The sequence below is a fragment of the Haloprofundus halobius genome (assembly GCF_020097835.1).
Lineage (GTDB): Archaea > Halobacteriota > Halobacteria > Halobacteriales > Haloferacaceae > Haloprofundus > Haloprofundus halobius.
Genome location: NZ_CP083666.1, coordinates 55,866 through 80,177, shown reverse-complemented (window position 1 = coordinate 80,177; position 24,312 = coordinate 55,866). Strand labels below are relative to the sequence as shown.

General features: G+C 57.2%; 18 protein-coding genes and 3 pseudogenes. 11 read left to right on the top strand and 10 right to left on the bottom strand.

The features are described from left to right. Positions 1–31 precede the first annotated feature (31 nt). Positions 32–1,108, top strand: coding sequence for a TrmB family transcriptional regulator (locus LAQ74_RS00380; RefSeq protein ID WP_224333802.1), 1,077 nt, complete (start codon positions 32–34; stop codon positions 1,106–1,108). 436 nt (positions 1,109–1,544) lie between these two features. Here the strand turns inward: LAQ74_RS00380 and LAQ74_RS00375 are convergent, their stop codons facing one another. Both LAQ74_RS00375 and LAQ74_RS00370 read right to left on the bottom strand, forming a co-directional pair. Further along, entirely contained in the window at positions 1,545–1,913 is a 369-nt protein-coding gene (locus LAQ74_RS00375) for a DUF7344 domain-containing protein (protein WP_224333801.1), read from the bottom strand. A gap of 227 nt (positions 1,914–2,140) precedes the next feature. Further along, positions 2,141–2,350: a hypothetical protein gene (locus LAQ74_RS00370; protein WP_224333800.1), complete on the bottom strand. Its 210-nt coding sequence runs from the start codon at positions 2,348–2,350 to the stop codon at positions 2,141–2,143. A 243-nt stretch (positions 2,351–2,593) separates the two neighbouring features. Between LAQ74_RS00370 and LAQ74_RS20530 the strand changes: the two are divergent. Then, positions 2,594–3,007 (top strand): annotated as a pseudogene (locus LAQ74_RS20530) (sensor histidine kinase); the annotation flags it as partial. Here the strand turns inward: LAQ74_RS20530 and LAQ74_RS00360 are convergent. Together LAQ74_RS00360 and LAQ74_RS00355 are read right to left on the bottom strand one after the other, a co-directional pair. Then, positions 2,916–3,701, bottom strand: a complete 786-nt coding sequence (locus tag LAQ74_RS00360) for a methyltransferase domain-containing protein (RefSeq protein WP_224333799.1) — start codon at positions 3,699–3,701, stop codon at positions 2,916–2,918. The pseudogene LAQ74_RS20530 and the gene LAQ74_RS00360 sit on opposite strands and share 92 nt — an antisense overlap. A gap of 275 nt (positions 3,702–3,976) precedes the next feature. Further along, complete coding sequence (locus LAQ74_RS00355; protein ID WP_224333798.1) at positions 3,977–4,801, bottom strand: helix-turn-helix transcriptional regulator; 825 nt, start codon at positions 4,799–4,801, stop codon at positions 3,977–3,979. A 293-nt stretch (positions 4,802–5,094) separates the two neighbouring features. Between LAQ74_RS00355 and LAQ74_RS00350 the strand changes: the two genes are divergently transcribed. From LAQ74_RS00350 to LAQ74_RS00335, 4 genes are all read left to right on the top strand, one after another. Further along, positions 5,095–5,487: a DUF7344 domain-containing protein gene (locus tag LAQ74_RS00350; protein WP_224333797.1), complete on the top strand. Its 393-nt coding sequence runs from the start codon at positions 5,095–5,097 to the stop codon at positions 5,485–5,487. A gap of 827 nt (positions 5,488–6,314) precedes the next feature. Beyond that, the gene (locus tag LAQ74_RS00345) at positions 6,315–7,688 is read left to right on the top strand and encodes an ethanolamine ammonia-lyase subunit EutB (protein WP_224333796.1); all 1,374 of its coding nucleotides are present in this window, start codon (positions 6,315–6,317) and stop codon (positions 7,686–7,688) included. Next, on the top strand, positions 7,685–8,419 hold the full coding sequence (gene eutC / locus LAQ74_RS00340) for an ethanolamine ammonia-lyase subunit EutC (protein ID WP_224333795.1): 735 nt from the start codon (positions 7,685–7,687) through the stop codon (positions 8,417–8,419). Before LAQ74_RS00345 ends, eutC begins: the two co-directional genes overlap by 4 nt. A gap of 14 nt (positions 8,420–8,433) precedes the next feature. Continuing rightward, positions 8,434–9,888, top strand: coding sequence for an ethanolamine ammonia-lyase reactivating factor EutA (locus tag LAQ74_RS00335; protein WP_224333794.1), 1,455 nt, complete (start codon positions 8,434–8,436; stop codon positions 9,886–9,888). A gap of 396 nt (positions 9,889–10,284) precedes the next feature. Here LAQ74_RS00335 and LAQ74_RS00330 read toward each other — a convergent pair. Beyond that, positions 10,285–11,519, bottom strand: a pseudogene (locus tag LAQ74_RS00330) (RNA-guided endonuclease InsQ/TnpB family protein). After that, the gene (gene tnpA / locus LAQ74_RS00325) at positions 11,519–11,905 is read right to left on the bottom strand and encodes an IS200/IS605 family transposase (RefSeq protein WP_224333793.1); all 387 of its coding nucleotides are present in this window, start codon (positions 11,903–11,905) and stop codon (positions 11,519–11,521) included. Before tnpA ends, LAQ74_RS00330 begins: the two are co-directional and overlap by 1 nt. An 882-nt stretch (positions 11,906–12,787) precedes the next feature. On the opposite strand from tnpA, the gene LAQ74_RS00320 reads away from it, so the two are divergent. Next, positions 12,788–14,200: an ATP-binding protein gene (locus tag LAQ74_RS00320; RefSeq protein ID WP_224333792.1), complete on the top strand. Its 1,413-nt coding sequence runs from the start codon at positions 12,788–12,790 to the stop codon at positions 14,198–14,200. Positions 14,201–14,354: 154 nt separating this feature from the next. Here the strand turns inward: LAQ74_RS00320 and LAQ74_RS00315 are convergent, their stop codons facing one another. Then, on the bottom strand, positions 14,355–15,245 hold the full coding sequence (locus LAQ74_RS00315; RefSeq protein WP_224333791.1) for a DNA-binding protein: 891 nt from the start codon (positions 15,243–15,245) through the stop codon (positions 14,355–14,357). A 491-nt stretch (positions 15,246–15,736) separates the two neighbouring features. Between LAQ74_RS00315 and LAQ74_RS00310 the strand changes: the two genes are divergently transcribed. Beyond that, positions 15,737–16,039: a CopG family transcriptional regulator gene (locus tag LAQ74_RS00310; protein ID WP_224333790.1), complete on the top strand. Its 303-nt coding sequence runs from the start codon at positions 15,737–15,739 to the stop codon at positions 16,037–16,039. Beyond that, on the top strand, positions 16,040–16,534 hold the full coding sequence (locus tag LAQ74_RS00305) for a PIN domain-containing protein (RefSeq protein WP_224333789.1): 495 nt from the start codon (positions 16,040–16,042) through the stop codon (positions 16,532–16,534). It begins immediately after the preceding gene. A 28-nt stretch (positions 16,535–16,562) separates the two neighbouring features. Here LAQ74_RS00305 and LAQ74_RS00300 read toward each other — a convergent pair whose 3' ends face one another. Continuing rightward, positions 16,563–17,162, bottom strand: a complete 600-nt coding sequence (locus LAQ74_RS00300) for a DUF8170 family protein (RefSeq protein WP_224333788.1) — start codon at positions 17,160–17,162, stop codon at positions 16,563–16,565. Between the two features lie 137 nt (positions 17,163–17,299). Between LAQ74_RS00300 and LAQ74_RS00295 the strand changes: the two genes are divergently transcribed. Next, positions 17,300–17,731 (top strand): ArsR family transcriptional regulator, encoded by a 432-nt coding sequence (locus LAQ74_RS00295; protein WP_224333787.1) that lies wholly within the window; start codon positions 17,300–17,302, stop codon positions 17,729–17,731. Between the two features lie 678 nt (positions 17,732–18,409). Here LAQ74_RS00295 and LAQ74_RS00290 read toward each other — a convergent pair. After that, positions 18,410–18,529, bottom strand: a pseudogene (locus LAQ74_RS00290) (cell division control protein Cdc6); the annotation flags it as partial. A 357-nt stretch (positions 18,530–18,886) separates the two neighbouring features. Between LAQ74_RS00290 and LAQ74_RS00285 the strand changes: the two are divergent. After that, a complete protein-coding gene (locus LAQ74_RS00285) occupies positions 18,887–22,462 on the top strand; it encodes an ATP-binding protein (RefSeq protein WP_224333786.1) in 3,576 nt (1,191 codons plus the stop codon). Positions 22,463–23,389: 927 nt separating this feature from the next. On the opposite strand, the gene LAQ74_RS00280 is transcribed toward LAQ74_RS00285, so the two are convergent. After that, positions 23,390–24,184 carry a CPBP family intramembrane glutamic endopeptidase gene (locus LAQ74_RS00280; protein WP_224333785.1) on the bottom strand — a complete coding sequence of 265 codons (795 nt, stop codon included), beginning with the start codon at positions 24,182–24,184 and terminating at the stop codon, positions 23,390–23,392. Positions 24,185–24,312: the final 128 nt, after the last annotated feature.

The window sequence follows — 24,312 nt, the reverse complement described above, 5'->3', positions numbered from 1 at the left end:
TATTTTGTAGATAGTATCACAATCCTCTTTCATGTCTCGAGACTCCCTCCGGGAGCACCTCACGGCCTTTGGGCTCTCTACAAAGGAGACCGAAGCCTACCTGGCCATTCTCCAGTCAGGAACCGCAACAACCAGCGACGTCTCACGACGCGCCGAAATCTCACAGGCATACGTCTACGAACTCGCAGCCGAACTCGCAGACCGTGGCCTCATCAGCATCGACGAGACGAGAAGTCCAACACTCCTCCATGCACGCTCACCCGAAGATGCTCTCGGGGGCTTTTCCGACCGTCTTACCCAGATGAGACACGACATTGAATCACTGTATCAGCACTCAGACACAGACGATCCAGCCGTGGAGATCGTCCACTCTCGCGTCACCACCCGAAAACGGATCATTCGAGCTATCGACCACGCCCGTCAGGAGGTCGTGCTCACCGTTCCTGGGTCCGAATTCACGCACCTCCAAGACCCTCTCAGAGAAGCTCGAGAACGCGGCGTCACGATCTATCTCCAACTCGTCGAACCCGTAGAGAAGATTCCGACGGGTACTGACTGGCAGGAGTATGCAACCATCGTTAAATCCTGGGAGGCAACCCCTCCAGTCACCGTCGTCGCCGATGAGCAAACCGGCGCAATGGGCGCACACAGTATCCTCTCAGGTCGCCACAACTCCGCGTATGCACTTGTGTTCTCCCAGCAAGACATCGCAGGTGCGTTCTTCGGAAACGCCATTAGCAACTTTTGGCCAATGGGTGACAACCAGTTCACCGCAGACCCCGACCCGCTCCCAGCAACCTACACCCATGCCCGAACCGCGGTAACCAACGCTGCACTTCACTTCATCCAGGAGCGATCACTCACTGCAGACGTCACCGTGCAGGCGATCGGATCCGAAGACACGATCACCTACGAAGGCGTTCCTGTCGTCGAAATCCATCAAAATATCGTCGGCGACCCGACTAACGAATTTCCAATTGAGAACAATCTCGTCTTCGATACGCCGGACGGACGCATCGCAACGGGCGGCAGTAACGGCAGTCTCCAACCGTTCTACGAAGGATACGGACTGGTATCGATCACTCTCTACGAAAATACGGCCCAGTAGCGTCATTAACCGCCTATTGTTGAACACGGTGGTCAGTCGGTTCTATGTGACAGCTAGCGACGAATCAGCGACCGACCACGTCCGGAGCGTGCTACTGTTCACGACGAGGATGGGTCTCCGAACCGTACCTGAAACCGAAGCAGGGGTCGATATCGGCGACTCCAAGCGTTACGTGCGCTCCGAAGCGAGTGAGTACCACGTGTACAGCCCTGCCCGAATGTACACGCTTCGTCACCACATGAGGAGCGGGTGCCTCTGACCTCGGGATGAGAGTGTGAACACTCTCGATTGTATTCTAGTGAGATCCCCATAAAGAGACAGTACCAATACGATTAGGCAGGGGTGTCTCGGAGGCCGTTCTCCGAACGCGAGTCGAGTACGTGTGACGGCCGCGTAGAAACTGGCCAACGCGAGTTCGAACGGAAGGTGCGCGTCGTTACCCGTTTAACCGACTCATATCCACACACGCAGCGAGTTCGAGGTACGGACGGACGGCGTCGATACCGTCCGTGGTAGTGATGAGTTCCTCGTCCGAGTCGTATGCGATCACGCCCGCGTGACCGAGCCTCGAGAGGTGGTTGTGGATCAGTCCGACGTAGACTCGTTGATAGCGGTCCATCGTGGGGTCGCCTTCCCAGATGGCGATCTGCTCGGCTACCTCGCCAATAGGGATCGCGCCGACTCGCGAGGACAGATAGTGAAGCGCGTACCGGCGCCTCTCGTTCGATAAGAGCGAAAAAATCTCTGTCGGCGAAAGATCAGGATCGTTGTCCGTAGGGTTCGTGTCGCTTGTTTTAGTGGTCATGATGTAGCGCTCTCCGTACCTGCCTACGCAGCATAGCTCTCCTGTCGTCTTCCGCCCCGGCTTCAGCAGTGTACACTACAACCCACGGCCAGCATCCTTCATAAACGTTATGTGTGTTACATGTATCGAGAATGCGGACTGTTCGATTACGGGAGAGAGTATCTAAAAAAGGAGCGAGTGAGTCTGTTTCGAGGGGCCCGACGTCGGTATCTCGAGTCGTCGCGGCGTTACTCTTCGATGAATTCGGGGTCGTACTCGGGGCTCTCCGGTTCCTCTTTGCGGATTTGAACCGACCAATCCGGGAGGTTCGGTGAATCTAGTGAGATCACCCACGCTCCTTCGAGCGGGACGCCTTGCGCGAACGCCTCCAAGAGTAACGTTTGGAGCGACTGTTCGAACTCTCTGATCGCGGGTACCTTGTTTTGTTGTGTGTCCATGATCGTTGATTGTCTGTTCGCCGGTAACTGTGCGGAGGTGCCAATAGACGTCTGTAGAGGTACTGCACCTCATAAGCGATTGAGCGTATATGAAGACTTCTCTCGGAGGGCGCCGCTCTCGCTCGGAACCTCCGAGTCGACGCTCGACGGCTGGCGGGCCGACGGCGACCTCGACCTGCTGAGAGTCGCCTGACTCGACCGTCCGGTCGCCGTCACCGAAGGCGAACACCCCTCGACGTCGTCGTCGACGGGGACGAGAAACAGCTCCGTCAAGTGTTCCAGAACCTACTGAGCAACGCATTCGAGTACAGCGGTGACGAGCCACCGCGCATCCGAATCAGCGCCGAGCGGGAGGACACGTACTGGTGCATCTCGGTTAGCGACGGCGGCGTCGGCATCGACCCCGATGACGTAGACCGCAGCTTCGAGCTCTTTCAGCGGCTTCACGGGCGCGACGAACACGTCGGGACAGGCATCGGGTTAGCGCTCTGTCAGCGCATCGTCGAGCGCCACGACGGCGGGATACGGGTCGAGTTCGAACCCGTCGAGGGGGCGACGTTCTCGTTTACGCTTCCCGTCGATGCGACTTCCGCGCGTCGAGCGAGATGCTCTTCACACCGTATTTTTGACACGCGTTCGCCGCCTGCTCCGAGATGAACTCGTACTTCGTGTTGTCCCGGACGTCGCCCAGTTCGAATCCCGCAGTTTCGATGAGCGTCGTGTAGCGGTCGGTCTGCTCGGCCCCGCCGATACAGGCCGCCCAGAGGTCTTCGTTGTTCTTGATACTCTCGGGCATCTGTGTCTCGCTGATGATATCGGAGATCGCGAGCCGTCCACCCGCCGCGAGAACCCGATTCGCCTCCTCGAACACCCGCTGTTTGTCCGCCGAGAGGTTGATCACTCCGTTCGAGATGACGACATCGAACGCCCCGTCGTCGAACGGGACGTCTTCGATGTACCCCTTCTCGAAGGAGACGTTGTCCATCCCCGCCTCGTCGCGTAACTGCCGTGCCTTCGCGAGCTGTTGGTCGGTCATGTCCAATCCGGTCACGCTCCCCGAGTCTCCGACGTGTAGCGCCGCGACGAACACGTCCGTCCCCGACCCGCTGCCGAGATCGAGCACGTGGTCGCCCTCCTGGAGTTCGGCGAGACCGAAGTGGTACCCCACACCCGCGAACGACTCTAGTGCTCGTGCGGGAATCCGATCGAGATCACGCGGCGGGTACCCGAGCTGTTCGGCCAACTCGCGTCCCATCTCGAAGTGATACTCCTCGTTCGGAGACTCCGCAACGTCCCGATAGACGTTTTTGACTGCCTGTTCGAGCCGTTTGACATTGAGTGAATCTGGCATGCGTCGTTACTCCTCAATCGTCGCCCACCGCTTCACAGTCGAATTTGTGTGCTGTTGTCATCGTCTTCCATCTGCCTGTTGGCGAACGAGTTTCGAGTCCGAGCGGTAGATAGCTATCTCGTGACACCCCGGGAGCTGCTGACCAACACGCACGTCGTGACTATCCGGCAGCGACTGACTTCCGTTCAGATACTGACCGGCCGTCACCGAGTGGGAGAGTCGAGAGTCACCACTCGAAAGACCGAGAACGACACGATGGACGGATTGCTTGTGGACTACATCGCGCGCTCTGATTCGACGTCTCTGTCCCCGGCGTCGAACGACTGCGCCGAGCGTCGGTAGTCCGCGAACGTCGCGTCCGCCCACTCGCGCACCTCCGGGGCGTCGGTGTCGACCAACACGTGGATGGTTCCGCTGTCGGGATCATACCCGGTAATACTGATTCGGTCGTCGAACAGGGCGAGTCCGTAGGCTGGTAACTCCTCGTGTACCCACACCGTGAGCCTGCCGGTTTCGAGGGTTTTCGCGACGTGCTCGGGATACGTCGAGAGAATGTACGCCGAGACGTACGGTGGGTCGATGATCTCCGCCTCCATACCGTCGACGATTCGCTGATAGAACAGCTCGCGACACGGTTCGAAAATGGCGATGTCGGACTTGAGGAGTCGGAACTCGTCGGTCGTTTCGAGCAGCGAGACGAACCGGTTCACCGGCCGATACGGATCTGTCGTCTCTGCGACTGTCACGACCGCATCGGCGAACAGGTCGATTCCGAGGCCCTCTCCTTCGACCGGAAGCCGGTGCCAAACGTCTCGGAGCTTCGATTCGGCCTCGAAGCGTTCGACGAGCTCGACCACGCCGGAGGCGAGATACGCGCCGAGTGCTGTCGCCTCGAACTCGTGTCCGGTTCTTCGAATCCAGTTTCGGTCCTCGAACGTCCGCAGCGTCCGTTGAGCCGTCGATGGCGAGACCCCTGTCATCTCCCTGAGTTCGATTCGGGTGCGAGGGTCGTCAGCCAGCGCGACGAGCATCGAAACGCGGTGTTCGGCCCGCGTGAGGTACGCAATGTCGTCGATTGGCGATCTCATTTTCAGCCCCATGCTAAGTCTACCCACGGTCCGGATATAACCATTCGCTCTGTCCGAAGTAGGCGGTTCTGTGTTGTGAACGAGCCCGTCTACGATGGCTCTCTCATAACCCACATTGCCATGCTTGTACCTGCTCATTGTGGCAGAGAGGGCAGGCGGGTCAATAGTGGACGAAATCGTACGTCGACAGAAGCCCATCTACCTGACAGCGCAGATGGTTGTTCAGTTCTCGTGAATCCGACATATATAGACCCGTAATTTACGGGCCATGCCTTCAGGCGGCTCTGGGGAGTACCGTTCTACTCATGATGAAGCCGACCCGAAACACGGCTGCAGACCGGGCGTTCGGGTATCTCTCCGGCGGGTCGTTAGAGAACATCGTCGCCGACGCGGTACGCCATCCACGTCGCCGACGCGTCCTCGCACACCTCATAGAGCAGCAACGACCCGTCCTTCTCGAAGACCTCGCTGCGGTGGTCGCACGACGAGAGTACGACTCGCCGAGCGACGAAGAGATAGAGGGGGTGCTAACCTCGCTCTACCATCAACATCTTCCCAAACTCGCGGCTGCCAACGTCGTCGAGTACGGGGGCGAAGGCGATTGGATTTCGGTCGAACTCACCGAGGACGCCACACCGCTGCAGGTCAGCCTCGAAGCGAGCCTCGGCGAGGAGGTCAACGAGTACTACACAACCTGATTCGAGCAAGTTAATTCGCGAGGGGGTCGCTCTCCTCGTGGTTTCGTCTGTATGGATGGAATCTCGCCGAAAGAGAGACTCAGAGTGCGAGTCGCGAATCGAGGGCGCTGCGTTCCCGTTCATGACAATTTTTAATCGAATAGAGAGTGATTGTATCTCTGCGAGATGAATAATTTTTATTGTTCTTGAGTAAGTAATAGAACGTGGCGACCCCACCACCAACGTGCCGCTAGTGTATCACACCACCGAGGGCGAGAGCCGATCGACGGGGTCGCCGGAGTGAACGGACTAAGCGACTTGAGGGAGGCGTCAGCATCAGCCAGTATGGAGAATTTACCGCACGATTCTCCACGGTACCTCCCTTCCTACCATCACCTGTACATCTCGCCCTCGTTACGAGACAGCGTCGTCCGCTGGCACCCCCTTGACGCTGTCTTTCGACGGGGACGCAGGGATGGAGTTCCTCGCGGACGAGTCCGAGTTACGCTTCTTGCGTCTCTGTGAAGCTGTAGACGTTCGCAAAACATCACCAAGAGCGCGCCGCAACCGAAGAGCAGTCGTGACTCCTGCTCACTACGAGACGGTTGCGATTGTGGGTCGACGCGTCTCGAAAACCCGGGTTCGAGCAACACTCAAGTCGTACCGTGTTGAGGAACTAGGTTGTGTTAGACATTGGCACGCCCAGAGATGCAGTCGGCGACCTCGGCGACGAGGCCACGCCACCGTCGCCGATCTCCGTCGACAGTCCGACCTGAGGGTGATCGACGAACAGGCACGCCAATTTCCAGACGTCACAACCGAAATCGACCATCCCAGGGGAGACAGAGATGAACATCGAATCACGCATCACCGGGTCGAGACACACCTTCGACTCGGTTCGAGAGGTACTGGCGAAGGCGAACGAGGAGAAGTCCGGAGACGAACTCGCGGGAATCGCCGCCGACTCGGAGGCTGAACGTATCGCTGCGAAGGACGCGCTCGGCGAACTCACGCTCGAAACGCTCCGGCAGTCGCCCGCCATCCCGTACGAAGACGACGAGGTCACCCGAGTCATCCAAGACGGCGTCGACGAGGCCGCCTCCGAACGAATCAAAGACTGGACCGTCTCGGAGTTCCGCGAGTTTCTCGTCGACGAAGGGACGCGCGAAGCCGAAATCGCCCGTATTCGACCGGGGTTGACGAGCGAGATGATCGCCGCCGTCGCGAAACTCATGTCGAACATGGATCTGATTCAGGCGTCGTCGAAGATGCAGGTCACCGCCCGGTGCAACAACACCATCGGTGGCGAGGGGACGCTGTCGTTCAGACTCCAGCCGAACGACCCGAGTGACGACGTCGAAAACATCCGTCACTCGATTCGAGAAGGGCTCTCGTACGGCGTCGGCGACGCCGTCATCGGCATCAATCCGGTCGAAGACAACGCCGAGCGAACGAAGCGGCTGCTGGACGTGACGAAGGAGTTCATCGAGACGTGGGACGTGCCGACGCAAAACTGCGTGCTCTCGCATCTCACCACCCAGATGGAAGCCGTCCGACAGGGAGCCTCCGCCGACCTGCTGTTTCAGAGCCTCGCGGGAACCGAAGCCGGTAACGAGGGCTTCGGCATCGACGTCGACCTCCTCGACGAGGCGTACGAGTTCGGCCAGAACCGCTGTACTGCTTCGGGGCCGAACGTCATGTACTTTGAGACCGGCCAGGGGTCGGAGCTGTCGAGCGACGCCCACGCGGGCGTCGACCAGGTCACGTTAGAGGCTCGCTGTTACGGACTCGCCAAGCGCTACGACCCGTTTTTGGTGAACACCGTCGTCGGCTTCATCGGCCCCGAGTACCTCTACGACGGAAGGCAGGTCATCAGAGCCGGACTCGAAGACGTCTTCATGGGCAAACTCACCGGCATCCCGATGGGCATCGACGCCTGTTACACCAACCACATCCAGGCCGACCAGAACGACATCGAGAACCTCGCCGTCTTGCTCACCGCGGCCGGGTCGAACTACTTCATCACCGTTCCGATGGGTGACGACACGATGCTCAACTACCAATCGAACAGCTATCACGACGCGTCGGCGCTCTGGGATATCTTCGAGATGGGTCCGGCCCCGGAGTTCGAAGAGTGGCTCGAATCGATGGGGCTGATGAAAGATGGGCGATTGACCTCACGCGCCGGCGACCCGACCCGCTTTCTGGAGGGAGCGCGATGAGCGACTCGCACCGCCCGGGCGAGAACGGGCCGAACGACGAAGACGCGCTCGAACGAATCGTCGACGCGAGTCCCTCTCGACTGGGAGTTGGACGGAGCGGTACCCGACCTCGGACGTCGTCGATGCTGTCGTTTCGTGCGGACCACGCCCGTGCCCGCGACGCTGTCTTGACGAAGGTATCCGACGAGATGGTCGAGGATGCAGGGCTGATTCCGATTCAGAGCCGAGTCACGGACCAAGACGAGTATCTCGCTCGGCCTGACCTGGGTCGACAGATTAGCGACGAGACCAAAGCGCGGATTCGAGACGAGTGTACGCAGGACCCGGACGTCCAGATTATCGTCTGCGACGGACTGAGTTCGACAGCGGTCGAAGCGAACGTCTCCGATCTGTTGCCGATGCTCGTAGATGGACTCGAAGAGCGTGGGTTCGTGGTCGGGACACCGCTGTTCGTCAAGTTCGGCCGCGTCGACGTGATGGACGCAATCGGAGAGACGCTCGGGGCGACGAGCGTCGTGAACCTCATCGGGGAACGACCCGGGTTGAACACGGCCGAGAGTCTGAGCGCGTATCTGGTGTACGACCCTCGACCCGGAAAGCCGACGGCGAAGAAATCGGTCATCTCGAACATCCACGCAGATGGGCTTCCAGCGGTCGAAGCGGGCGCACAGATCATCGATCTCGTCGAGCGGATGCACGAGCAGCAAGGAAGCGGTATCGACCTCGGCTGAGAACGGACCGAACGATGTCAGAGGAAAACCCGCCAACGCTGACCAGCGTCGGTATCGATATCGGGACGACGACGACGCAACTCATCGTCAGCGAACTCACAGTCGATCGGTCCGGTATCGGCGCTGTCGCCGTCGACATCGGCGAGACGACTATCGTCCATCGAGGAGAAATACACGAGACGCCGCTTTTGGACCGACAGACGCTCGACACGGATGCAGTCCGGGAACTCGTCGAATCGGAACTCGACGCTGCGGGCTACTCACCCCCGGAAATCGACAGCGGCGCGGTCATCGTCACAGGGGAGTCGTCCTACAAGGAGAACGCCGAGCAACTCGTCAACCACATCGCCGACCACGCCGGGGAGTTCGTCGTTGCGACAGCGGGTCCCGAACTGGAAGCCGTCTTGGCGGGGAAGGGGTCGGGGGCTGCAGCGTGGGCCGCAGAGAATCAGGAAACGGTGCTCAACGTCGACGTGGGGGGAGGGACGACCAACATGTGTCTCTTTTCGGGCGACGACGTCGTCGAAACGCGCTGTCTCGACGTCGGCGGGCGACTGCTTCGATTCGACCAGTCGGGGCAGGTAACGCACATCTCGGAGCCTGCAGCGCGACTCGTCGCGATTCACGGGTTCGATATCGAGGGTGGAACCCAGCCAACCAACGCTGAACTGCGTCGGCTCGCGGCTGCGATGGCAGAGTCGATATTCGACACGATAGCGGGACCGCCGCTGTCTTCAGTCACGGAAACGCTCACCATCGGGTCGAGCGAGTACACGGGAGAGACGGTTTATGCGGTCGTGTTCAGCGGTGGTGTCGGCCGCTTGATTTCTGCGACCGAAGAGACGAGCGGGCGCTCACCGTTCGCGTTCGACGACTTCGGTCTCCACCTCGCGTCTGCGATTCAACGGCGGCTCGAACGGAGTTCGCTCCGCGTTCGATTCCCCGACGAAGACATTCGAGCAACTGTCGTCGGGGTCGGAACCCAGACGACCTCGTTCAGCGGGACGACGACGCACATCGACGACGCAGTACTGCCGCTACGGAACTTGCCGGTCATCGAAGCACCCGTCGTGACCGAGCAACAGGACCACGATACCCTCGTGAGTGAGCTACGGAGCTGTTTCGAGCGAGAACGCGAACTGTACGAAATCGACGAGCAGACGCCGTTCGTGCTGTCTCTTCCCTCGATCACACCGTTGGGATACGAACGAATTAGAGGCCTCGCACGAGCGGTCGACGAGGTGTACGAACAGTGTTTTGCGAGCGAGTCTCCCCGAGTCGTGCTCACGAGACAGAACTGTGCGAAGGCGCTCGGCCAGCAGTTGCGTTCGACGTCGAACGCGGATGCGCCGCTCATCGTCGTAGACGAAGTTGTCGCGTCCGACGGCGACTATCTCGATATCGGCGACCCGCTGGAGAGCGGCCAGACAGTCCCCGTCGTCGTGAAATCGCTCGTGTTTAGTAGCTGAATGATCGTCTGGAGGGGTTTAAGCCGGCCGGAGAGATGCCGTAGAGTTGTCAGCCGCGGTAGAGGTGGGTCCGCTCGTGTTCCACGACTGGTTGTAGAGCGAAATCGTGTCGGAGGTGCCTGTCTCCATGACCGGCGCATGTGAGTCGTGGGTCTTCCCAAAGACGTGTCCGAGTTCGTGGGCGACAGTATATGCAGTAGATCCGTCGTCCATTCCCGTTTCGACGTAGAGGTGAGCAGGCCTCACCATTGAATATTCTTCGTCAAGTAACGCTGCACACCTTACGATATTTCTACCCTCGATAGACCCACAATGTCTCTCAGCTTGACCTCCTCCCGCGGCTTTAGCCGCGGGAATCCCACCATGGGATTTCGGGCCGAGCGCGGCCCTCAGGTTTCAAGACGCATACGTTCCAAGCGTCTCTTGCTGGGTGTCAGCATCGGCTTGGCTGTCTTGTGAGACGGTCAAACGTCCCCCTTCCTCAGCCGAGTCATCGCCACTCGTGTGTTCTCTTGAATGGCTCTCTCCGCTGAGGTAGCGGTCTGCAATATTGAGCGAGGCGTTAATGTCTGCTTGGTACTCTGAAACCCAACACTCCGTGTTGGAACACGTGAACGTCGCCTGCTTCGAACGATAGCCCTGTTCACCGCAACAGTAGCACGTCTTCGAGGTGTATGCAGGATTCACCGTTTCGACGCGAATCCCTTTCTCAAGTGCTTTATAGCGAATCTGCGCGTGCATCTTCGCAAAGCCCCATCCGTGGAGGCGGCGGTTCATGAACGCACCATAGTCCATGTTCTCACGGATGTGCGTCAAGTCTTCCAGAACCAGTACGGGGTTCTCGAATTGGTCGGCGTAGGCGACGACCTCCGACGTGACCGTGTGAAGGATGTGGTCGATGTGTCGCCACAGTTCGTCGCCGTAGGATTCAGCGATACGTTCGCTTCCGCGTTGCTGAAGGCGTCGAATCGCCGTGAAATATGTCTCGCGGAGTTGTCGAACCGCCTTTCCTTCGTCATTCCAGAGGTTGGGTGCAGTCGGGGAGCCGCGCTCGTCACGGTGACACACCGTTAACAAAGAGGCTTCCCCAATATCTACCCCAATCGGCGTCTCAGCCGAACTGGTTTCTCGTTTCTCCACGTCCCGTGTGGCGACGATGTGGAAGTACCACTCGTCGTCACGGTCAAACAACCGACACTCACGCATCTTCGCGTCTTCGGCGTACAACGCTTCGAGCCACTTTCGCTGTTCAGGATTGATTTGAGCGGGCACCCAGAGGTGGTAGTCGTCGTGGTGCGGGATTTTGATGTACCACTCGATTGCGTTCTGTGGCTTGTGGTCGAGCTTCGGACCTTCGTTTGTGAACCGAACAGGGTGGTCGTCGTGAAGCTCTTTCGCGTCGTAGCTTCCGCCACAAAGTTGCGGGACGTATTTCTTGAGCGCGTTTTTCGCGTAGCCGCTCAGGTCGTAGTTGACCACCACGTCGTTGGCCGCCGACTGGTGGTGCAGTTGGCGTTGAACGCGGCTTTGAGCGCGTCTTGGTACGCACGTCTCGTCTCACAGAGTTTCCGATGCTTGTGGGCGTTCGGTTCCACAAGTTTCAGTTCCAGCGTCTCGGTGAGTTCGGTCACTATTTGTCCTCCTCGTGACGCCGGATGTACTTCTCGACAGTCTCGCTCGAAACGTGGCCTGCTGTTCCTGCGTAGTAGCCGCGTGCCCACTTGATTTTCTCGCCGTCGTGGTCGGCGTAGCGGTGGTTGTATTTGCGCGAACTGATGCCTTTGAACCAGTTGGCGAGAAGTGACGGAGCGTGTTTCGGCGGGCTACTGACGAATAGGTGGATGTAGTCGGGGTGAACAGTGAGGTCGATAATCTCCAACCCCTTGTCATCGGCTATTTCGTGGAGGATGTCTCGTACACGGGTTGCAACGTTACCGACGAGTACCGATTGGCGGTACTTCGGTATCCACACTATGTGGTAGTTGAGGTTGTACGTTGCGTGCCGTGTGGTCTTCATCCGTACTACACACTATGAATCCAAAGTGTTTTAAAACGACGGTTCACGGTGGGAAACCCAGCCGTGCCATCGTCGGTGGATGTGTACGCTATTGTCCGCTTGACCCGCGCCTGAAGACGCGGGTATGCGCTCGCACTATCTATCAGAAACAAAGTTTATCACTACAGTTGTATTCGACGCATTTTCGGTGAGTGAGTACGTGTAGTTTCCAGGGCCGAAAAACGCAGTCGAATTTTGCTGCCACCATCTGAAGGCACCCTTCACGTGAGGACGGTAATCTCGCGTCTCCTCGTCAGGCGTGTTTATCACCACGATCACTTGACGAGTGGTCTGGGGGTTGCGTTCAGGGTATTTCTCACTCTCATAGCGCTTAGTCAAGTGATCAGGGAGTGGGGGTGGCTGTTCAATCGAATTGTTTGCTTCGACAGCGGTAGAATCGTTTCCGGATACTGTCGTCGTGGCGTCTGTCGCAGTCTTCGGGGCCGACATGTCAGTTAATTTAATATTAATACGTTCGAACAGAATCTCCAGAAGCGATTTGAAGAAGTGGTCAAGCGTGCGCGGCAAATCGAGAGGTACGCAGTTTGAACGTCGGAGGTGGTGAATACCACACCTCCTTCGGGATGTTTGTTGAGTGAACTGCAACATCCAAATCTCGTATAGGTGGCTCCAGGATATCTTCTCCCCCACCGCCACCAAGCCAGTCTTCCTTCGGCATAGAACAGTTCTCTGTGCCTCTCACAGCGATACAGTTGCGAGCGCGCAGTCTACTCGTTCACCCACCCTGGATGAGTACGGTACTCGAAAATAGGGTATTCTGAAATACCGTATTTTGAGTTACCTTAGCAGTACGCTTTTGCTTCAGCACACGTATACCTTCGCATGGAATTCGTCGACCGGAACGCAGAGCTTGGACGGCTTACTGCGCTTTACGACTCTGATCAAGCAGAGTTAGCTGTGATCTTTGGCCGCCGCCGATTAGGAAAGACGGCCCTCGTGCGTGAGTCTCTTACTGACTACGAGGGCGTCGTTCTATTTCAAGCAAAACAAAAGACGAAGGAACTTCAGATCCGAGAGTTCATCGAAACAGCCGAAGAGTCCTTTCCCGGGATCTCACGTATCCGAAAAGACTGGGATTCACTAATTGGGTATCTCGCAGACCAAGACGCGATTGTGGTGCTAGACGAGTTCCCATATCTTATCGAAGAAGAGTCCAGTCTCCCATCAGTTATTCAAGAATTGTACGACTATGGTGTGGACCAGTCTGCACTAACTCTCGTGTTAGTCGGGTCCTCGATCAGTATGATGGAAGACGCAGCGCTCCTCGGGAACAGCCCGCTGTATGGTCGATGCTCTGAGAAACTCGACATCACCGAGCTGCCGTTCAAAGCAGCGATGAGCCTCTATCCCGATACATACAATCCCAGCGAACAAATTCTGCTTTGGGCTGTATTCGGGGGCATCCCCTACTACATCGAAGAAGCAGCCACCTACAACACCCTCAGTAATGCAATCGAACAAACACTCCTCTCATCGCATTCGTCTCTTCACAACGACCCCGACTACGTACTCCGGATGGAGCTCTCTGAGCCGACACGATATTTCTCTATTCTAGAAGCAATCGCCGGCGGAAACACTTTCCTCAACGAAATCGCACAGGCAAGCGGAGTCAACTCAGATCAAATTTCTCGATATATCGACCGACTCAAACGACTTCGTCTCGTCGAACGAGAAGTTCCAGTCACAGAGCGACCTGAAAAGTCCCGGAGAGGCCAATACCGTATCGTAGATTCGATGTTCGAGTTTTGGTTCCGGTTCCTCTATGGGACGCCCACTCAGTACGACCAACTCATGCCAGGTGCATATGACACAGTTGTGGAACCCGAGATGAACGATTTCGCTAGCGAGACATTCGAGACGCTTGCGCAACACGCCCTTCGGAAACTCTACCCCTCTCAGACCATCACTCGAACCGGACGGTGGTGGTATCAAAACCATGAAATCGACGTCGTCGGAATTACTAACAGCGATGTGTTGCTCATCGGAGAGTGCAAGTTCCAGAATTCGCCTGTTGGGTATGATGTACTGAGTAAACTCGAGAACCATGAATCGGCACTTCGCTGGAAGCCAGAACAAGGTGGAGAGCGCAGCTGTGAGTACGCTGTATTCTCTAAAAGTGGATTCAAGAACTCTCTGAAAGAGGTCGCCGTCGAACGTGATGACGTTTCGCTCTTTACTGCTGCAGATGTCGTAAACGCCCTTACGGAGAGTCAAGGAGAAAGCCCCGCCCTATAGGACGGGAAGGATCTCAAGTGAAGCCCAAAGTTTTCTATGGCGCGTGCGAAGAGTGGCCTCCGGCCACGACCGCGCGCGAGGGGCGTCCGAGCGAAGCGAGGACGACGGCTGGGGAGGAAGCTGGCGTTCAGAAAAAAAGGATGGCCGAAGTGAGCTACTTAGCCCACCATCGCTCACGTTCGGGGAACGAAATCGACGACCAGCCCGTTAGTGCAACCGAGCACCGACCCTGATACCAATTTCGCGCCACGTTGTGCAACACCACTCGGTCGTCTTCACCCAGCATCGGCATCTCCGATTTCTCCCAGACCGTGAACTTCGTTCGTCCGCTCTCGTCTTCGATGAGTCCGACTTGTTGGATCGCACGGCTTCGTGGCTCCCATAACTGGGTTATCGTCCCCGAGATGCTCACCTCGTGACTTCGCACCTCTTCGAGCGCTGCGATTGGAACCACTCGACCAGGGTCACTCTGGAACTCCTCGAATACCCTGATGACTGCACTGAGGACATCCGTGCCGTCAACGACGCGCTCGGCCACTCGTCGACTGACCGCCGCCTGCGACCACCCCGAAAGCTTCGCTGCTACCCGTACCGCTTCCTGGTTTACTGTCGCCAACTTCTCGCACGACAGTTGCTCACGCGCATCGACCACATCCGGGTCCGCCCACGGGTCCACGCTCGCCGCCCGCTTTCCGAATTCACGCCGCCGTTCGACGCTTCCCTGCTCTGCCACTCGTCGCGTCCGTGCTTCTCGGTCCGACTCCTGCTGTCTGTCGAACCGCACTCTCGTCCGTCCGAGTTCCCACTCTCTCGCTTCAATCCGCTCTTCCTGCTCAAGGGTTAACCCACGCCGTCGCGTCTCGTAGTGGTCGATATCGATTTTCGCTTGAATCTCCATCTCTACTGTCGCCCTGAGGTTTCGCTCGCGTTCTGCAACCTCGTCGATTACCTCGAATCCATCCTCGTCGAGAATGACATCCGCGTTCTCAGATTGTTCACCGCGCTGTCCCGCAACTTCATTACCGAGTGCGTTCGTACTTGCCATTGGAGTCCTAACTCCGAAGGCGTTTCACGACGCCCGACAACCGCGACCTTACTCGCGGTTTTCTACACGACCACACCGACAGTTTCTCGACAGAGACGTCTGCACGCGCCGCTTTGCGCCTTCGCTTCGCGCCCGGGGCGCGAAGCGGCGCGTGCCGAAAGAACGCACCAACCAGCCACGCGCGCCGCCCCGCCCGTAGTGAGCGGCCAGCGGAGTTAGCTTGGCGGTCCGGCGCACCCACGGAGCGCACGGACCGACTGGCTAACCCGCTGGCGTCCAACTGGGCGAGCGAACGAAGGACAAAGGGCGGCGAGCGGGGCGTGCCGCCGACGAAGATTAAAGAGCAACACCAGATTCAGCCACCCTGTTCTTCTCGTTCTATAAGCGAAGCAGGCCGAGGCTTCGGGGCTTGGCCCTGAAGCAGTTCGCTGGCAGAAAACACACTCCCGACAACACACTTTTGCTATTGTACATACAATGTATGTACACGAATGGGTACAAAACGCGTCAACTTCCGACTTCCGGAAGAGTTGATTACACACGCAGATATCGCAGCCGAAATCACGCACAAGAATCGAACTGAACTGCTCGTCGAGGCACTTCGACAGTACCTCGAAGAGATAGAATCTGAAGAGAAGTTCCGCGAAGCGGTCGTCGACCTCTATCTTGACGATCAAATCGAATTTGGGATCCTCGTCGATATCATCGGGCGACAAGACGCCGAAGCAGTCCGTGCATCAAAAGAGGTCTTAGATCGCGGTGAAGAGCTTGCAGACAAACTTGCTGACCTCTGAATGCTCGTTATAGATACGAGTGCGCTTGTTTCACTCGCAGTCGGTGACGCTCTTGGCGTTACACTTGCAGAGTTTGATGTCGTTGCGACCCACGTAGTAATCGATGAGCTCGAAGTGACTGCCGACTACGATGATGAGCATGGACGAGGTGCTTCAACAGTTCTCGATCAGCTTGAGCGAATCGACTCTCTTGACATCACCGGCGAAAAGTTCGTAACGAGTCGAATCGACGACGGAGAAGCAAGTTGCGTCGCAGCAATGAGAGAGATTGATGCAGCCTTTCTAATTACTGACGACTATCGCGCACTTCCAGAGCTACAGCACCTCATCGACGCAGAGGTCGCACTCTCGCCGGTTGTTCTCCGTGCGCTCGTCAAGCGAGGCGCCCTGAGCGAAGACACAGCGAAGTCAGCACTCGAAACGATTGCCGAGCAAAGAGACTGGCTTGGGGCACCGATATATCGATACGCACGTCAGCTATTCGAAGAGGTCTGAGAGCAAGTTCGAGTAGCACTCGTATTTGTCAAGGAAGTTCGTCCACAGCGTCACGAAGTTCGTCTACGTCACGCCATTCGAAACAGCGCTTGCCGGTCAACAACACGTTGACGTGCGAAGCAGCCATTCCATTGTCAAAGTGGTCGTGTTCAGTCTTTTCGTCTGCGTACCGTCGCTTCAGTACCCAAACCTTTTTTCGATACGATGACGCAAAGAGCAGTCCAAGTTCCCACACGTAGCCTCCGTCGAAGTCTTCAATCACGCCAACGATCTGCGTTGCACGCCCGCAGAGGATGTCGAACACACGAGTCCACAGTTCGATGTCGTCAGGAGTCAGCCCAAAGTCTTCTAACCGCATCGAAATTGCATCACGACGTTCATCCAGACGATCATAGACGATCATGCGGCGTGTTGCAGCTTCGGTTTCACCACCAGCGCCCACGATTAGATACCGACGGTCGTGGTTCTTGATACGGCGCATCTCGTCGCCATTCACCAAATCTTTGATTTGCTGGTGATCAGATGGTGAGAGCCGTATATCTCCAATTTCGGCCATGATCTCCGACTCTGTCGGAATCGTCTCTTCGACAGCGTCGCCTAACTCGGGGCGGCTGGCCTCATCGTCCATTAGTCAGTTACTCTATTTCTCGACTCATTAATCAACGGTTCTTCGTCACAATAACGTCCAAGTAGTTATGGTACTAATTGCGAAATACACTCACCTAGGTGCGAGTCTTTATGAGACTGCCAGTACAACAGAGAGATATGATACCGGAGACAGAGCCGGTACCCGAGGACGAAACCAACGAGGGTGAAACAGCGTTCGACACGTGGCGTGCACTCCAGCGAGCGACTGATAAAAAACGTGCAGACATTCTCACAGATATCGTCGGTCATCCGGTGGGCGCACCCAGCGTCGAAGAACTCGATTATATGAATCCACCACTCAGCGACGACTCGATTCGTCGCCACCTCAACACCCTCACGGATGTCGATGTTGTCCGCGTCCGCGAGTTCAAACCGGGGAGCCGTATCCGAGGTTACCCCTACCAGTTCTTCGAGCTCACTCCCGAAGCACGCGACCTGTTCGATCGCAATGGCCTCTTCCCGGAGGACGCCTGGAAACGACAGTACGCCGCTGTCGAAAAGACAAGCCGAATCAAAGAGCTAGAGTCGATGCCGCGCCCTGATATTTGATGAGGAGCGTTTTGTTGACAAATCTCTGATTTGTGAGAGAGGGATGGTCACCTCGAGAAGCTGAGTAACCGCCGGATTATTCGTCTCAAACACTCTCAATCTGGAAATAACGCCTGCTCTGGTCGACTTTCACGGGTTGGCTCATCGACGAGATACGTCGTCGTCCCTGCGGGATCTGGAAGCGCTCTTCGCATCAAGACGGCACCACAGAACTCACAACATTGCAGCGACTCAGAGCCGATGAGATACAGCGACCGGTCTGAGCCTGGATGCGCACACCGGGGATTAGAGAGTGCTGGGAGTCTCCCGTGTCGGGAGAGTTGAGAGACAATCGTTCGAAGTCGAACACCGATCTGTCGTCGGAACGTTGGTTGGTGCACTAAGTAACACCTGCACCCCTCGGGGGTGTGATAAACTTGGCAGGCGCATCACAGAGAGTCCTCGAGACGACGATGAGTACTAGAAGAACGCTTTGCGAACGTCGAGACACCGACCTGCAGGAGTCAACTCAAGCCACGGGGTGGGGATCGAAAGGGGCCGCCGTGTCGCCTGAGCGAGACGAAGTAAGGACCGCAACGAAGTGAGGACCGCAACGAGTCGCAGTCAGCGACACGGCGGGGGCTTTCAAAATCGTTGCTGTACTACGGTGCTGCAGGTGCCGTATTACTGTCATGATATTTTTGGAGCATGACTGAACAAGACATCCTTCAAGGCGTGTTGGTACTCTTCGATTTTCTCGTCACGTTCGAGGATATCTTCGGGCTGATAATCTTCGGTGAGGACCTGTTTTTCTGCAAAATACTCGTACCGAGATCGCCAAAGGAATCAGATATGCGCTTGGAAGCTACTGGTGAGCTATTGTATTTCAACCTACGTTTCGTAAGTCTCGTCTGTCTCCAACGTGATGCGGAACCAGCATAAAATCGGCACACAGCCGACTTTATCACCTAGAATAGCCAGCAAGGACAAACGAAACGTACTCTCTCTCTCGTTCAAGCATGACACAGAGGAACGGGAACGAGAGACAAACGAAAGGTACTCTCTCAGTAACTCCACCACCTTGTTATCTGGTTCACAAGAGCCCTGTTGCAGCCATAACCACACTATCGCGGCCCGTGCATATTCAGGATAAACTGAAGAAGCCGACGTCACTAGATGGCTGATGACACCGACCTTCCCGTACCGCTCGAGCATGCACGAACCTATATTCGCGTTCGACCAGCAGACGAATCGCTAAACGCAGAGACCGTCTCGACACACGTACGCCGTCTCCACCAACTCCCACAAAAGAGCAAGCCAATAGGGTTCAGCCTCGTCAATCGCTCCTCTCCACCAACAATCGAGTGTTTGCTCATCTCCGAAGGAGACGCTGAGACGAGTCTCACGTATCTGTTCGGCGTCGACAATCCCGACGCAACCGACGCACTCGAACGCGTCCTCAGAGGGCTATTTCCTGACTCGTATGAACTCACACGAACGACCCGAACTGCCGATGAACTCAGCGCACGCTGGGCCGAGTCAGCGGACGACTCAGACGATGCGTCCGAGTGCATCGCTGCTGTCGAGTACGAGGGTTGTGTCGAACGACCTGGAGATTGGCAAACGCGACTGACGCCCTTCAGCGAGTTCGAAACCAGCGAGAGCAACCAGAGCCAGGCGCATACGAGAATCCCGCTTGCAGCCATCATCGAGACGATGGCGGCGAGTGACTGTCTGATAGTCTATCAGACGCTACTCCGGGCGAAACCGGATTGGACTGTCACAGCCGATGTCCGACGAAAAGCACTCGAAACGAGTCAGGACACGATCGGTGGTAAATTGTCGGCTGCGGTGTTCGGCCCGCCAGACGAGACACTTCCGATTCCACAGAGTGACGAAACCAGACTAGACGAACTCGCGGCCCGCGACACACACCGATCATTCGATGTGAACGCTCGTATCTATACCCTCGCAGATGACGACCGCGACGAGAACGATGCCACAGCAACGGCGCACGAACTCGCCTCGGCGTTTGCGGCCATTAGTCGGACATCGTACGAACTCACAGGGCGTGTCTCGAGCGGACAGCACGCGAGCAACGTGCTGACAGAAATCCGTGAACGCACCTTTTACCCACCGACATACACACAATTCAGGAATCGGTTCCCGTGGCGCAGACCACGCAGTAAGGGAATCGTCGCCGATGCAACCGAGGTAGCGAACTTCTTTGCGGTCGATGGCAAGGCGCTCACAGCGGCTGGTATGCGTGTCGTTGCGCCGACGCCTGGTGAGCGCACGCCGCTCGCACAGCCACCATCGGAACTGTTGGCGCGGTATCGCGGGCCAGGGTTGCTCCTCGGAACGCCACTCACACAGGACGGGACGCCAGCGACCGAGCCGCTCACTCTTCCACCGAGTCTGCAGTCGCTACACATCGGCTGGTTCGGCAAAACTGGCGCAGGCAAGACGACGAGTGGGACCAATGCCATACTGCACAATCACACCGCCACTACAGGCGCTGACATCATCGTCGAACCGAAAGGCGACGGTATGGCGATCGATTACATGGCAGCACATTTCGCGAGATTTGGCACACTCGACAACGTCATCTACTTCAATTGCGCCGAAGTGCTCCCAGCCTTCTCGTTTTTCGATATCCGCGATGAACTCAACGCCGGTGTCTCACGAACCACAGCTGTCGAGGACACGGTCGACCATTACATCGAAATCCTCACACAGATCATGGGCACAGACCGCTTCGAGCAGGCCGTTCGCTCACCGGATATCATCCGCTATCTAACGAAAGCGATGTTCGACCCGGTAAGCGGTTCTGACGCGTTTTCGCACCGCGATCTTCATACGGCAGTTCGGCAGATGCACGAGCGACAGAGTGCTCCCACGGTTTCGGATTCCGATCTCGAACGGATGCTCGCAGGCGTCGTTGCGAATCGAGCACGGTCGTTCGACGAAATCATGCAGGGCGTTGCCAACCGAGTCGAGAAAATCCCGCTCGACCAGCGTCTTGCACGCATCTTCAATCACGTTGCCGCGGATGGCGAGCCACAGTTCGACCTCGCAGACCATCTCGACGAAAACGTCGTCATCATCTTCGATACGGGTGATCTCCGTAGTGAAGCCCAACGCGTCCTCACACTCGTCATACTCTCGAATCTATGGACTGCGCTTCGTCGGCGCACAAAACGTACAGATACTGGTAGCGTTGGGAGCTCACAACCGCTCGTCAACGTCTATATTGAAGAGGCGGCGAGCGTCGCCGTCTCAGACCTGCTCAAGCAGTTACTCGCCCAATCACGCGGTTTTGGATGCTCAATGACGTTATCAATGCAGTTTCCTGCCCAACTTCGCAGCCATGGCGAGGATGTATACGACGAGCTATTGAACAATATCTCGACGTTCATCACAGGCAACGTCCCCGCAGACCGGCGTCTCGCCGAACGGCTCGCTACCGACGACATGAACGCACAGGCTGTCGGCAATCGGTTACGAGCGCTTCGACGTGGGCAATGGCTCCTCCGCCTTCCGGCTGGCTTCAATCATCCGGAGCCTCGCCCGTTTCTCGTTAAATCAGCCCCGTTGCCACCGGGAGATTCCGCAGGCGATCAGCCGTTTACAGAAGCCCAACAGCAACAATTCGACGAAGCGCTCGCAAGATGTGGTGATCGGGCGATGATCGACTACGGACTGACGATGAGCCTGCCGAATACGGTGGTCGGAGAAGACGAAGACGACGAAGCGGAGGACGAATCCGTTGAGATACGAGCCCAGCGTCGGGTCGATTCAGCGCTTCCCTACACGAAGCGGATGCCACCGACGGTCCGTTACAGTACGTCGCGTCGTGCACTCTGCTGTACGAAGTGCGAAAACCGATACGATCCGAGTATCGAGGGTATGCAACGCGCTATTTCGTGTTGTTCTGCGGTAGATGACGTCGACCGTGACGATATTCCGATCTGTGAGTTGAATCTCAAGCTCACCCCCGATGAGCGAACGGTCTCTGCATATTCGGATACCGAGCTCATGTTTCTACAGGCCGTCTACAACGCCCAACAGCTCCGATACAACCCACTCGAATACGACCTGCTGTACGATTCGATGCTCCGCTTGCAGGAGTACGTCGGTATCGAATCGGAAGCCGTTCAAAATCTCATCGACGATGGCCTGTTGCGTCACGATACTGACCACCCGCATCGGTTGTACTCAGTAACGCCTGCGGGCCGTTCAGAAATCGGAGAAAGCTACCGTCAAGGTGTCGACTACGGCCATGGTGCAGGCGATCTCGAAGAATCAAGCCAACACGTCTTTGCCATCGAGGTGGCCCGACAGTACCTCATCGAAGCCTATGCTGACAATCCTGATTCGAGGGTTGTTGAGGTAATTCCGTACTACGATATCGACGACCAACGTCGTCTCGATATCGCGGGTCTCGACGCAGATGGTGAGATCGTCGTGGCTGTCGAAGCCGAGCGCGTGAATCACGACGTTCGTCGGGCGACCCCCGAGGATTTCGACAAAATCGCTGACTGCGGCGTCGAAGACGCGATTTGGGTGGTTATGACGCAGTCTGCGGGCCATACGGTACTGCAGGCGCTCAATGACTCGCTTGACGGGGAGCCCCGTGTCGAAAAGACATATGCGAACACCACGCCTCCGCAGCAATTTCGTATCGATACACCCGGAATGACGGCGATGTATCCCGCTGAATGGCTCCGTGATCGAACAGTAGAGTACTGAAATCGTGTCGTCTTGACGTGTATTTCTATCGCGACCGGTGAGCTGTAGAATGACGGTGAGCGCTGCAATTCCATACTCGGGAAAACCAACTCAGGGCGGACCAAATCCTCGATTGAGGTGTGAGTGGGGGCGGTTCGATGTTCATAACTGGGTTAGTGCCCCGCAAGAGACGTTCTCTGTTGGACTGTATCGGGAGTATGGCGAGTCCGAAGCGATTGCCCGGTTCGTGTCGATTTGAGAGCAGAGACCGTTCTGAGCACCGTCTTCCCGTCTCTTGAATCTCGGCGACGGCTCCAGGAGCGGGCTCACCGACCAAATTGATTAAAACCGATAGACGACGGCCGATTATGAAACGTTGAGCGTTGATTTTGGGCTCGTACAATGTGAGTTATCACAATCGAACACGACTCGGGTCGTCTCTCAAACCCGTTTCTGACGAGAGGAGGGAGTTTCGGCACTTCCTTTCGATGTACCTAGTTCTGATTCTCCTCGGTCGATACGAGTTCCTTGCGGGGACCGACTGCGATTATGAACCGTATGAGGCGGCTCACAGAGCACCGAGAGAAACGAGACAAGTAGCGCTGTGCTCGATACCGGGTATGAGACAGTATCCCCAGAATATACTAGATTATGCTCTCCTTCGAAATCCACCTATAACAGTACTGAGAACTTCATTGTACTCAGTTAACACAAAAGACCTATGAACAGGATATCAGATAATCAACTGTCGGGCACGTTCCGGAGACGCGTTCTCCGACCGGTCCTGACGACGGCACGTGAGTTGTGACTGTCATCCACTCACTACATGGCTCGTCCGCAGTCGGGGGGCTGCGGGCGAACGCTTCTCTCGAAGGCGTAACTCAGCTTCGGCCGAGAGTGACGGCTCCGAGTCGGAGTCGCACCCCGAGCCGTCGGCACGGGTCGGATTCACGCCTTGAGCAGGGTACTCAGGTAGAGAAATCCGAACAGCGTCGCGTTGTACAGGCCGTGGACGAGCGCGGGGACGACGATGTTCTCCGAAAGCTCGTAGATGACGCCGAAGACGACCGCAGGGATGAGAAGCAGTCCGATGGTGACGAAGCGTGCGCCGGCGGCTCCCGAGAGCGCGAAGTAGTGGATGGACGCGAACACGACGCTCGCGAGGCCAATCGCGACGGCGGGGCCGAACCGCTCGCGGAACCGCCCCTGGACGACGCCGCGGAACAGCACTTCCTCGCCGGGTCCGATGAGGAAAATCGACCCAGGAATCAGCCACAGGAGGAGGGCGGGGTTCTCCAAGCCGAGCTCCGCGCTGTTGTTCGAGGCGCCTTCGACGCCGGCGAGCGAGATCGCGTAGCCGACCGTTCCGATGAGGACGAAGGCGATTACGTACGCGGCGACGACCAACAGCAGGTCCCGAAGCGAGGGGACGCGGGCCGGGATGGCAAAGCGGCGCGTCGGCAGCCACTCGCGCTGGCCGACGGCTCGCGACAGGAGCGCTGCGAGTCGGTGACGGTACCGGGCGTACACGATTGCGGTGAGAAAACAGCCGACTCCCTGTGTCGTCACCAGTCCGACCACCAAGATGAGTACCGGCGAGAGTTCGGCGACTCCCGAGAAGAGCACGCCGACGAGGATGAGCGCTGCCAGAAGCGTCCCGAATCCGAGACCGAACACGCCGAGGACGGTCCCGCTGACGACCGTCGTCACGGCCGAGGTGACAGACCGGTTAGCAGTACTCATCGTGACTCACCCGCACGTACGCTCTGCTGGAGGACATCGCCCGAGAGTACGGACGTGTTCGATATAAGTGCCGCCGATCGGTGGCAGAGAGCGGAATCGAGATGACATCGAGAAGAGCCGCAGAAGAC